A 12,407-nucleotide genomic window follows, 5' to 3' on the forward strand; every position below is an offset into this window, starting at 1 on the left:
CTGTACGGCGGATGAACGGCGCGGAACCGTGGGCCCGGATGCGACCTCCGGCACCGCCCGCAATTGGCTGAGGCCAGCCTGCCCTGGAGAAATTGCTAGAAGGCGTATTCCTGATACGCAGGTTCCACCGAGCCATTCCAGGGACCGTTGAACTTCTCCAGCATCTCTTCCGCGGGCGAACGGCCGCTCTCGATGATGCGCTCCAGCGGTTCGAGGTAGCGGCTTTCGTCGCGCCCGAGATGATCTATACGGCCACGCCGCCGCAATCCGGCATGCGACAGGATGAGGCACTCCTTGGCGATCTCGAACAGATAGCGGTCCTTGATCCGCGCCTTGAAGCCGAAACGCGGCACGTCGTCACGCAACGCCTGCCGCTCCGGCGCGGTCCAGTGCCGGACGATGTCCCAGGCGGCATCGAGGCTGACAGTGTCGTAAAGCAGGCCGACCCAGAACGCCGGCAGCGCCGGCAGACGGCCCCACGGCACGCCATCGGCGCCGCGCATTTCGAGATAACGCTTCAGCCGCACCTCGGGGAAGATGGTCGAGAGGTGATTGGCCCAGTCCGACAAGGTCGGGCGCTGGCCGGGGAAGGCCGGGTTCTTGCCGGCGAAGAAATCGCGGAACGAGGTGCCGGAGACGTCGATATATTCGTCGCCGCGCTTGATGAAATACATGGGAACGTCGAGCGCATAGTCGACATAGCGCTCGAAGCCCATGCCGTCCTCGAATGCAAACGGCAACATGCCGGAGCGCGCATTGTCGGTGTCGCGCCAGATCTCCGAGCGGAATGACAGGAAGCCGTTGGGCTTGCCTTCGGTGAACGGCGAGTTGGCGAACAGCGCGGTGGCGATCGGCTGCAGCGCCAGCGAGACGCGCAGCTTCTTCACCATGTCGGCTTCGGAGGAGAAGTCGAGATTGGTCTGCACCGTGCAAGTCCGGAACATCATGTCGAGGCCGTATTTGCCGACCTTCGGCATGTAGTTGCGCATGATGTTGTAGCGACCCTTCGGCATCACGGGGACCTGCGCCCGCGACCAGGACGGCGTCATGCCGAGACCGAGGAAGCCGATGCCGAGCGGCGTTGCGATCTCGCGCACTTGCGCCAGATGCGCCATCAATTCGGCCTGCGTCTGGTGCACGGTCTCGACCGGCGCGCCCGACAGCTCGAACTGCCCGCCCGGCTCGAGCGAAATCGCGCCGCCGCCGGTGACGTCATAGAGGCCGATGATGTTGCCGCGCTCCATGATCGGCTCCCAGCCGAGCAGGAGCTTCATGCCCTCGAGCAGCGCGCCGATGCCCTTCGCGCCCTCGTAAGGCACCGGGTGATGGCCTTCGAGCGTGAACGGCGTCTTCTCGTGTTCGGTGCCGATCCGGAATTCGGACTCGGGCTTCACGCCGGCTTCAAGCCACGCGACGAGTTCGTCGCGCGATTGCAGCGGCGTCATATCGATCTGGTCACGCGCCATACGAAATCCAACTCAAGGGCGCTTCGATCGAATGCGCGCGGTGGCAGGGTCCGCAGGCCCGAGGGACCGCGGATGGTGAAATCAAGGATATCATCGGGCAACCGCGCCGTCTCGCGCGGGGGTCGCCCTGGTCTCGTTCTTGGTGTCGCCCTTGCTCTCGGACTTGGCGTCGCTGCACGAGCAACCCAGCCGGTCGAGCAGGCCGCAGAGCTTGGCCGCTTCGGCATCAGACAATTTGGAGCCGACATGCTTGTCGATCGCGGCGGAATAGGCGCTCCACATCCGCTTCTGCAGCTCGCGCCCGGCTTCGGTGATCTCGACGAACTGGCCGCGCTTGTCGATCTTGCATTCGCGCCGGGCGGCAAGCCCTTCGTCGACCAGGCGGTCGATCAGCCGCGACGTCGAATATTGCGGGATCAGCATCTGCCGCTCGAGCTCGACCGGACGCAGCTCGCCGGACGGCGCGCGCGACAGCTCAAGCAGGGCGTCATACCAGGCGAGCGGCGGAAAGCCGGCCTTCTTCAGATCCTGCTCGACGCAGTCGAGCACCCGGCTCGGTACCCGCATCAGGCGGATCCAGGCGGCAGTCGCCTCGCTCGATAGCTTGCGTTTCATCGTCTAGCCCATAAGGTCCCGGAACAAAGTCTACCGCACTGAATGCATCTGCATCAATCTTGACTATTTCATGCAGGTGCATGTAGGCAATCCCTCTCCGGTCGCCAAGAACAAGGGAAGGAAATACCCCATGAAGCTTTATTACACCCCCGGTGCCTGCTCCCTGTCGCCCCATATCGCGCTGCTCGAAGCCGGCCTGCCCTACGACCTGGTGAAGGTCGATTTGCGCGCCAAGAAGCTCGAAAACGGTGACGATTTCCTGAAAGTGAACCCGAAGGGCCAGGTGCCCGCGCTGGCGCTCGATTCCGGCGAGCTGGTGACCGAGGGACCGATCATCATCCAGATGATCGCCGACAAGGCCGCGGACAAGAAGCTCGCGCCGGCGCGCGATTCCAACGAGCGCTACAAGCTGCTCGAATGGCTGAACTACATCACGACCGAGCTGCACAAGAACCTCGGCCCGATGTTCTCGCCGGTGCTGTCAGACGACGCCAAGGCCTTCTTCAAGGACCGCGCGACGAGCAAGTTCAAATATGTCGAGAGCCAGCTTGCCGGGCGCGATTACCTGATGGGCAAGGAGTTCACGGTCGCCGACGGCTACCTCTTCACCATGATCATGTGGGCGACCGACCGGCTCGGCTTCGACCTCTCCGGCCTGCCCAACCTGATGGCCTACGAGGCCCGCGTCGCCGCGCGCCCGAAGGTGCAGGAAGCGCTGAAGAAGGAAGGCCTGCTGAAGGCGGCCTGAGCCTTCCAGGTCGCAGAATTGTGAGGGGGCCGGATCGATGATCCGGCCCCTTTTGTTTGCGTTGTTTACACGATGCGTCGCCAAACAACGCAGTCGTCCCTGCGAAAGCAGGGACCCATAACCACACGGCTGCATTGTTGACGTGAGCTGTGGTCGCACAACAACGAGCATTTGTGGTTGTGGGTCCCGGGTCGCGCTGACGCTTGCCCGGGACGACAATTGAATTTTGGGCGACTGCTTGCCTCTTACTCCGCGGCCTGTGCCGCCGGCTTCTTCGGCGGGAAGCGGCCGTAGAAGGTTTCACCCTTGGCGGCCATCTCCTCGAGCAGCTTGGGCGGCGTGAAGCGCGAGCCGTATTTGGCTTCGAACCGGTGGCACAGATCGACGAACTTCTTGGTGCCCATGAAGTCGATATAGGACAGCGTGCCGCCGGTGAACGGCGCGAAGCCGAAGCCGAGGATGGAGCCGACGTCGGCCTCGCGCACGTCGGTGATGACGTGATCCTCAACCGTACGCGCGGCTTCCACCGCCTGCGCCACCAGGAAGCGCTGCTTCAGCTCCTCGACATCGAGCGTATCAGGGTCGAGATGCTTCGGCTGCAGGTTGGCCAAGCCCGGCCACAGGCTCTTCTGACCCTTGCCCTTCTCGGGATAGTCATAGAAGCCCTTGCTGTTCTTGCGGCCGTAGCGGCCCTGCTTCTCGACCATCTCGACCATCAGCTTCTTCTGCGCCTGGTCGACCGCGTTGGGGCCGAGATCGGCTTCCGTCGCCTTGGTGATCTTCAGGCCGAGGTCGAGCGCGACCTCGTCCTGCAGCGAAAGCGGACCGACCGGCATGCCGGCCATCTTGGCGGTGTTCTCGATCATCGCCGGCGGCACGCCTTCGAGCAACATCTCGTTGCCCTCGGCGATGTAGCGCATCACGCAGCGGTTGGCGAAGAAACCGCGAGAGTCGTTCACGACGATGGGCGTCTTGCCGATCGCACGGACATAGTCGAGCGCGGTCGCCAGCGCGACGTCGCCGGTCTTCTTGCCGACGATGATCTCGACCAGCATCATCTTCTCGACCGGTGAGAAGAAGTGGATGCCGAGGAAGCGGCCCTGGTCCTTGAATTCTTCGGCGAGCGAGTTGATCGGCAAGGTCGAGGTGTTGGAGGCGAAGATCGCGCCGTCCTTCAACAGCGGCTGCGCCTTGGCGTAGGTGTCCGCCTTGATCTTGCGGTCCTCGAACACGGCCTCGATCACGAGGTCGCAATCCTTGATCGCATTGTAATCGGCAGTCGCGGAGATGCGCGACAGGATTGCGTCGCCCGCCTCCTGCTTCATGCGTCCCTTGGCGATCTGGCCGTCGATCACGGTCTTGGCATGGCCCTTGCCCTTGTCGGCGCTCTCCTGGTCACGATCCACCAGCACCACGTCGATGCCGGCCAGCGCCGAGACGTAGCCGACGCTGGCGCCCATGAAGCCGGCGCCGATCACGGCGAGCTTCTTCACCTTGGTCGGCGGCACGCCGACGGGGCGCCTCGCGCCCTTGTTCAATTCCTGCATCGACAGGAACAGCGAACGGATCATCGCCGCCGCCTCGTTCGAGCGCAGGATCTTGGCGAAGTAGCGCGACTCGACGCGCAGCGCGGCGTCGATCTGCAGCTGCAGGCCCTCATAGACGCAGCTCATGATGGCGCGCGCGGCCGGATAATTGTCGTAGGTCTCGCGGCGATAGATTGCATTGCCGGCCGGGAACATCTGCATGCCCATCTTTGAGAAGACGGGGCCGCCGGGCAGCTTGAAGCCCTTCTCGTCCCACGGCGCGACGGCCTTGCCGCCGCCCTTGATCCAGTCTTTCGCAGCCTTGATAAGATCGGATGCGGGAACGATGGCGTGGATCAGATTGAGCGCCTTGGCGCGCGCGAGATTCACCGCCTCGCCCTTAAGCAACATCGTCATCGCATCCTGCGGTGGCACGATGCGCGGCACGCGCTGGGTGCCGCCCGCGCCGGGGAACAGGCCGACCTTGATCTCGGGCAGGCCGAGCCGGGTCTTCGGATTCTCGGCCGCAACGCGATAGTGGCACGACAGCGTGATCTCGAAGCCGCCGCCGAGCGCAAGACCGTTGATCGCGGCCGCCCAGGGCTTGCCCGAGACTTCGATCGAGCGGAACGCCTGCGAGAAGCGGCGGCTCTGGTCGAACAGCACCTGGTTGGCGGCTTCCTCGCCCTTTTCCTTCAGGAGATCGGAATAGGTGCGGCTCATGCCCTCGAGCATCGAAAGATCGGCGCCGGCGCAGAACGCGTCCTTGGCCGAGGTGATGACGACGCCCTTGATCGCGGGATCGGCCGTGGTCTGCTTGACGATCTCCTCGATCTCCAGGATCGAGGTCTCGTCGAGCACGTTCATCGAGCGGCCCGGGATGTCCCAGGTGACGAGCGCGATGCCGTCGGCGTCGGTTTCGAACTTGAAATTCTTGTAAGCCATGGTGTTCGCTCCCCTCGCCTCAGACGCGTTCGATGATGGTGGCAGTGCCCATGCCGCCGCCGATGCACAGCGTGACCAGCGCTGTCTGCTTGTTGGTGCGCTCGAGCTCGTCGAGCACGGTGCCGAGGATCATCGCGCCGGTCGCGCCGAGCGGATGGCCGAGCGCGATCGCGCCGCCGTTGACGTTGATCTTGGCATTGTCGATGTCGAAGGCCTGGATGTAGCGCAGCACCACCGAGGCGAAGGCCTCGTTGAGCTCGAACAGGTCGATGTCCGACTTCTTCATGCCGGAGCGCTCGAACAGCTTTTCGGTGACGTCGACCGGACCGGTCAGCATCATCGCAGGCTCCGAGCCGATATTGGCAAACGCCCGGATTTTCGCGCGCGGCTTCAGGCCGTGCTTGGCGCCCGCTTCCTTGCTGCCGAGCAGCACCGCGCCGGCGCCGTCGACGATGCCGGAAGAGTTGCCGGCATGATGCACGTAATTGACCTTCTCGACCTCGGGGTGCGACTGGATCGCCACTGCATCGAAGCCGGCCATCGCGGCCATGGCCGCAAATGACGGCTGGAGCTGCGCCAGCGACTGCATCGTCGTCGAAGGCCGCATGTGCTCGTCCTTGGCGAGGATGGTCAGGCCGTTGATGTCCTTGACCGGCACCACCGAGTTCTTGAAGCGGCCCTCGTCCCAGGCCTTAGCCGCCCGCTGCTGACTCTGCACGGCATAGCCATCGACGTCATCGCGCGAGAAGCCGTATTTGGTGGCGATCAGATCGGCCGAGATGCCCTGCGGCATGAAATAGGCCGGCACCGCCATCGAAGGATCCATCGGCCAGGCGCCGCCGGAGGCGCCGATGCCGACACGGCTCATCGATTCCGCACCGCCGCCGATGACCAGTTCATGTTGTCCGCTCATGATCTGCGCGGCCGCGAAGTTCACGGCATCGAGGCCGGAGGCGCAGAAGCGGCTGATCTGCACGCCCGGCACCTTCTCGCCAAGACCGGCGCTCAGCGCGGCGAAGCGGGCGATGTCGCTGCCGGCTTCGCCGACCGGATCGACCACGCCGAGCACGACGTCGTCGACGCTGTCCTCAGGAAGGTTGTTGCGCTCCCTCAGCGCCTTCAGTGGCACGGTGGCGAGCGCCAGCGCGGTGACCTCGTGGAGCGCGCCATCGGCCTTGCCGCGGCCGCGCGGGGTGCGAACGTGATCGTAGATATATGCATCAGGCATGACGCCCTCCTTATATGAGGATCATAATATATAGCCTAGAGCATGATCCGGAAAAGTGTGAAGCGGTCTTTCCGAAAGATCATGCTCAAACAAGAAGCTAAAGCGTCGCCGCAGCGGGTGCGGCGACAATTTTCAGAACGCTTCCGCGGCCAGTTCCATTGTCGTCGCGCTGCCGCTCTGGATCCGCGCCAGGTGCACGGCGGTCTCCGGCAGCAGCTTCTCCATGAAGAAGCGGCCGGTGACGAGCTTGGTGCTCAGGTACGGCGTGGCGCCGCCGGCTGCGATCTTGTCCTGCGTCACCTTGGCCATCTTCGCCCACATATAGGCCAGCGCAACGAGCCCGAACAACTTCATGTAGTCGGTCGCGGCGGCGCCGGCATTGTCGGGCTTGGTCAGCGCGTTCTGCATCAGCCAGCCGGTTGCCTGCTGCAGATGGCCGAGCCCGGCCGACAGCGGCGCGATGAACGGCTTCATCGCCTCGTCGCCGCCATGCTCCTTGGCGAAGGCGCCGACCTCGCCGAAGAATGCCATCACGGCGCGGCCGCCGTCGCGCGGCAGCTTGCGGCCGACCAGGTCGAGCGCCTGGATGCCGTTGGCGCCCTCATAGATCATCGCGATGCGGGCATCGCGCACGAACTGCTCCATGCCCTGCTCGGCGATATAGCCATGGCCGCCGAACACCTGCTGGGCGGCAACCGTGTTGGCGAAGCCGGTGTCGGTCAGGACGCCCTTCAGCACCGGCGTCATCAAGCCCATGTGATCGTCCGCCTCCTGACGATCCCTGGCGTCGTTGGAGCGGTGGGCGACGTCGCTCTTCAACGCGGTCCAGATCACCATCGCGCGCGCCCCCTCGTTGAAGGCGCGGATCGAGAGCAGCGCGCGGCGCACGTCGGGATGCACGATGATCGGATCGGCCGGCTTGTCGGGCGCCTTGACGCCGGTCAACGACCGTCCCTGCAGGCGCTCGCGCGCATAGGCGACCGCGTTCTGATAGGCGACCTCGGACTGCGCGAGGCCTTGCACGGCGACGCCGAGCCGGGCCTCGTTCATCATCACGAACATGCCCTGCATGCCCTTGTTCTCTTCGCCGATCAGCCAGCCGGTGGCGTTGTCGTAGTTCATCACGCAGGTGGAATTGCCGTGGATGCCCATCTTGTGCTCGATCGAGCCGCAGGAGACGCCGTTGCGCGCACCGAGCGAACCGTCAGCATTGACCAGCACCTTGGGAACGACAAAGAGCGAAACGCCCTTGATGCCGGCCGGTGCGCCTTCGATGCGCGCCAGCACCAGGTGGATGATGTTGTCGGCGAGGTCGTGCTCGCCGGCGGAGATGAAGATCTTGGTGCCGGAAATCTTGAAGCTGCCGTCGGCCTGGCGCACCGCCTTGGTGCGGAGCAGACCGAGGTCGGTGCCGCAATGCGGCTCGGTCAGGTTCATGGTGCCGGTCCACTCGCCCGCCACCATCTTCGGCACGTAGGTCTTCTTCTGCTCCGGCGTGCCGTGCACCAGCAGCGCTGCGGTCGCGCCCATGGTCAGCCCGCCATACATCGAGAACGCCATGTTGGCGGAGATCTGGAATTCGTTGACCGCCTGGCTCAGCACCACCGGTAGGCCCTGGCCGCCAAATTCGGCCGGCGCCGACAGTCCGAGCCAGCCGCCTTCGGCGACCTGCTTGAAGGCGTCCTTGAAGCCCTTCGGCGTGGTGACGCTGGCGTCGTCGTTGCGCTTGCAGCCTTCGAGATCGCCCACGCGATTCAACGGCTGCAGCACTTCCTCGCTGAGCTTGGCGGCCTCGCCGAGGATCGCCTCGCGCACATCGGCCGATGCGTCGGTGAAGCCGGGAAGGTTGCCGTAGCGGTCGATCTGGAAGACGTCGTTGAGCAGGAAGCTGACGTCTTCGACGGGGGCTTTGTAGGTCGGCATGCTGATCTCCCGGCTGGCCGGCGACGCCTTGCCCAGACGTTCGCGGCCGCATTTCCTTAGGCGTGGTTGAAGGTGACCTTATCCGCTTCCGTCAGGCTGCGGCAGTGACTATCGAGACTGTGATTGCGACGTTGCGCCGCCCTGCTTCGTCAGTTCATCTGCCATCAGCTGATGCAGCATGTTGATGGCCTTGAGCGGCCGCACCATCACCTTGAAATGCGTAATCCGGCCGTCAGCATCGAACGTGATGATATCGACGCCGTTGAGCTTGATGCCGTCGAGCACGTTCTCGAATTCGAGCACGGCGCCCGTGTCGTTGGTCCATTCGCCGGTATATTTGAAGGTCGGACCGCCGAGCACATTGGCGGCGCTGGTCAGATATTTGAAGGTGATGTCGCGGCCGCGCTGCGGCGTGTGCACGACCGGGCTTTCGAACACCGCGTCGGGATGCAGCAGGTCCCACAGCGCCGCGGTGTCGTGGGACTTCATGTAGGCGTACCACTTGTCGAGGCCCGGTCTGCTCATCGGACGTCTCCTGCGGTGGGTGAGGAGCCTGAAGGTTAATCCGCGCCCCTCACGGGAGGTACGCTGGATCTCATATGCATATTGACGCATATGCACAGTCATGCATAAAGTCAAGCGGACTTCGGAACGCGGGCAGGGAACTGAGATGGAGGTGGGCGTTGGCACTCGGTGACGCAATCCTCGCATGCCTCACGGAACGTCCGATGACGGGCTATGAACTCGCCAAGACGTTCGATGCCTCGATCGGTTTCTTCTGGAAAGCCGACCACCAGCAGATCTACCGCGAGTTGTCCCGGCTGCGCGACAAGGGTCATGTCCTGGGCCGCGAGGTGGTGCAATCGGGCAAGCCCAACAAGCTGGTCTACACCCTGACGCCGGAGGGCCGCGCGGCGCTGAAGCACTGGGCGGCCCGGCCGAGCGTGCCGCCGTCGATCAAGGACGATCTGCTGGTCCGGCTCTACGCCCTCGACAGCGTCGACATCGAACCGCTGCGCGCCGATCTGATGGCGCGGCTCGAACATCACCGCGATCGCTACGAGCGCTACGAGCGCTTGCTCAACAAGCGCTTTCCGGACGGCACCGCACCGCCGGCCGATGTCGGCAAGATGCTCGGCCTGCGCATCGGGATGCGGCATGAGCACGTGGTCGTGGAGTGGTGCGAGGAAGCGCTCGATGCGCTCTCTGCGATCTCCCATCGCGGCAATGTGCTGCCGCTCGACGACGCCAAGCGCGAAAGCGGTGCGTCCTGATCCGGCGCAACCGGTTCCCGGATTCCTAACTTTCAGGCCCGCCGGCCCTATTCCTTAACCCGTTATTTACCGTGACGGGAAAAAGTCAGCTCTTGAGGCAGACGCCCCACGCAGAATTCGATTGTCTCTTAACCGGGATGCGCGGGGAGGCTGTGGGCGCAGGGTGTGGCGCCGGAGTTGGGACCGGACGGTATCATGAATTCGCGCGTATCGTGGAGTGTTGACGGCATCGATCCCTCCGTCCGCGAAAGGGCCGAGGCGGCGGCGCGCCGTGCCGGCATGTCGCTGAACGACTGGCTGAATTCCACCGTCGGCGACACAACTCCGGCGGATTGGCGCACGCCCTACGAGCAACGGCCGCAGATACAAAGCCGGGAGAGCCGCGAGGTCGCGGACATCCACCAGCGGCTCGATGCGATCACCCGCCAGATCGAACAGATTGCGAAGCCCATGTCGCGTGGCGAAGCCGTGCGTGCCGAGGTGCCGCGCGGTCAGCCTGCTGTCGCACGGCAGTTGAACGACGCCATTTCGCGCCTCGATGCGCGGCTTTCGCAGATTTCCAGGCCGCAACCGCCCCGCGAACCGCAAATGCCGGACCGGCAGCAGCAGGAGCGGCAACGTCACACCGAGGCGGTCGAGCGCGCCGCCGCGCAGGTCTATCGTCCTTCGCCGCCGTTGAGCCCGGCCTCGTTCGATTCCGCGATCGCGGAGATCACCGCACGCCAGAACGAGCTCGACGCGCCGGCGCCGATGCCGCCACGCAACGTACAGGAATCCTCGCCCGCGGCTCCTTCGACGTCCGCTTACGGGCCACAGCCGGCCGCGCCCGGCGGACCGGACTTCTCCTCGCTCGAGCGGCACTTGCTCAAGATCACGAGCCAGATCGAGGCACTGCAGCGCCCCGATCACGTCGAGCAGTCGATCGCCGCGTTCCGCGGCGAGCTTGCGGACATTCGCCAGGCCATCACCGAAGCGATGCCGCGCCGCGCGATCGAATCGATCGAGAACGAGATCCGCTCGCTGCACCGTCGGATCGACGAGATCCGGCTGGAAGGCAGCAACGGCAACGGCCAGGCCATCGCCGGCATCGAGCGCGCGCTGTCCGAGATCCGCGAGGTGTTGCGCACGCTGACCCCGGCCGAGCAGCTCACCGGCTACGACGAGGCGATCCGCAATCTCGGCGCCAAGCTCGACATGATCCTGCGCGCCAATGACGATCCGTCGACGGTGCGCCAGCTCGAAAGCGCGATCGCGGCGCTGCGCGCCATCGTCTCCAATGTCGCCTCCAACGACGCGCTGCTGCAGCTCTCCGAGGACGTGCACGCGCTGGCGGCGAAGGTCGACCAGCTCTCCCAGATGTCGCGCTCCGACACCCACGGCGATGCCTTCGCGGTGCTCGAGCAGCGCATTGCCGCGCTGACCTCGACGCTCGATGGCCGCGAACGGCCGGCCGGCAATGACCATACCGACGCCATCGAAAACGCGGTGCGGACCTTGTCGGAGCGGATCGATCGCCTGCAGGTCGGCAACGACAGCGCATCGGCCTTCGCCCATCTCGAACAGCGCGTGTCGTATCTGCTCGAACGCCTCGAGGCGGCCGACCAGCGTACCGGCAATCTCGGCCGGGTCGAGGAAGGGCTGCATGACATCATGCGGCACCTCGAGGCCCAGCACGCCCACATCGCTTCGCTCGCCGACGCCACCCGCAACATCAATCCCGCCTCGGCGCAGCCGATGATGGATAGCGGCATCGTCGACCTGATGAAGCGCGAACTATCCGACATCCGCTTCAGCCAGGCGGAGACGGATCGCCGCACCCAGGATTCGCTGGAAACCGTGCACAACACGCTCGGTCATGTCGTCGACCGGCTGGCGATGATCGAGAGCGATCTGCGCGGGGTCCGCACTACGCCGCCGCCTGCGCCCGACGAACCACGCATGGAGATGCCGCGCGCGGCAATGCCGCAGCCGGCCGCGCAGCAGCCCAAGCCTGAGCAGTATAAGCCCGAACAATACAAGCCTGAGCAATACAGGCCCGAGCTGCCGAATCCGGCGCTCGCGCAGGACCACTTTGCCGCCGCGCCGCGCGACTTCCATGCCGCGGAGCCGCCGGCTGTTGCCGCCCCGCCGCCGCCGCTGCCGCCCGCGCCGCCGCGCGCCATCAGCGAGATCCTCGAGCCGCATGCAGCGCCCGTGCGCGCCGCGATCGCACCGGAGCTGCCGCCGGATCATCCGCTCGAACCGGGCACCCGTCCCGCAGGGCGGATGTCGTCGCCGTCGGAGCGGATCGCCGCGTCCGAGGACGCGATCAGCGATCTTCCCGCCGGCAAGAAGGAGCCGGTTTCGACATCGAGCTTCATCGCCGCTGCGCGCCGCGCCGCGCAGGCTGCGGCCGCCCAGCCCGTCAACGACAAGGCGGCGCGCGCGGCCAGCAAGGCGGCCGCCAAGGCCAAGGACAAGGCCGAGAAAGCCAAGGCCACGATCAAGGCCGGCACGCCCGAAGGCCAGCCGTCGACTTTCACCTCCAAGATCCGCTCGCTGCTGGTCGGCGCGAGCGTCGTCGTGATTGTGCTCGGCACCTTCAAGATGGCGATGAACCTGCTCGACACCGGCTCCGCACCGCAGCCGGCAACGGAGAGCAGCGAGCCGGCCGCAACCCCGGTGCAGCCGCCCCAGAACATC

8 protein-coding genes are annotated in these 12,407 nt (G+C 65.1%); 2 read left to right on the forward strand and 6 right to left on the reverse strand.

Annotation, left to right across the window (positions count from 1 at the left end; all coding sequences use genetic code 11):
- Nucleotides 1–95 precede the first annotated feature (95 nt).
- Nucleotides 96–1,466, reverse strand: a complete 1,371-nt coding sequence (locus AS156_RS31205; protein WP_066513012.1) for a glutamate--cysteine ligase — start codon at nt 1,464–1,466, stop codon at nt 96–98.
- 90 nt (nt 1,467–1,556) lie between these two features.
- Nucleotides 1,557–2,081, reverse strand: a complete 525-nt coding sequence (locus tag AS156_RS31210; RefSeq protein WP_066513014.1) for a MarR family winged helix-turn-helix transcriptional regulator — start codon at nt 2,079–2,081, stop codon at nt 1,557–1,559.
- 130 nt (nt 2,082–2,211) lie between these two features.
- Here AS156_RS31210 and gstA point away from each other — a divergent pair, with 130 nt between their 5' ends.
- Nucleotides 2,212–2,829, forward strand: coding sequence for a glutathione transferase GstA (gene gstA, locus AS156_RS31215; protein ID WP_066513273.1), 618 nt, complete (start codon nt 2,212–2,214; stop codon nt 2,827–2,829).
- A 245-nt stretch (nt 2,830–3,074) separates the two neighbouring features.
- On the opposite strand, the gene AS156_RS31220 is transcribed toward gstA, so the two are convergent.
- From AS156_RS31220 to AS156_RS31235, 4 genes are all read right to left on the reverse strand, one after another.
- Nucleotides 3,075–5,300, reverse strand: a complete 2,226-nt coding sequence (locus AS156_RS31220; RefSeq protein WP_066513017.1) for a 3-hydroxyacyl-CoA dehydrogenase NAD-binding domain-containing protein — start codon at nt 5,298–5,300, stop codon at nt 3,075–3,077.
- A gap of 19 nt (nt 5,301–5,319) precedes the next feature.
- A complete protein-coding gene (locus tag AS156_RS31225) occupies nt 5,320–6,528 on the reverse strand; it encodes an acetyl-CoA C-acetyltransferase (protein WP_066513021.1) in 1,209 nt (402 codons plus the stop codon).
- Nucleotides 6,529–6,660: 132 nt separating this feature from the next.
- Nucleotides 6,661–8,451 (reverse strand): acyl-CoA dehydrogenase C-terminal domain-containing protein, encoded by a 1,791-nt coding sequence (locus tag AS156_RS31230; protein ID WP_066513024.1) that lies wholly within the window; start codon nt 8,449–8,451, stop codon nt 6,661–6,663.
- 108 nt (nt 8,452–8,559) lie between these two features.
- Nucleotides 8,560–8,976 carry a nuclear transport factor 2 family protein gene (locus AS156_RS31235; RefSeq protein WP_066513027.1) on the reverse strand — a complete coding sequence of 139 codons (417 nt, stop codon included), beginning with the start codon at nt 8,974–8,976 and terminating at the stop codon, nt 8,560–8,562.
- Nucleotides 8,977–9,134: 158 nt separating this feature from the next.
- On the opposite strand from AS156_RS31235, the gene AS156_RS31240 reads away from it, so the two are divergent.
- Entirely contained in the window at nt 9,135–9,725 is a 591-nt protein-coding gene (locus AS156_RS31240) for a PadR family transcriptional regulator (RefSeq protein ID WP_066513028.1), read from the forward strand.
- The last annotated feature ends 2,682 nt before the right edge of the window (nt 9,726–12,407 follow it).

The sequence above is a fragment of the Bradyrhizobium macuxiense genome, from assembly GCF_001542415.1.
In the GTDB taxonomy this organism is placed as follows: domain Bacteria; phylum Pseudomonadota; class Alphaproteobacteria; order Rhizobiales; family Xanthobacteraceae; genus Bradyrhizobium; species Bradyrhizobium macuxiense.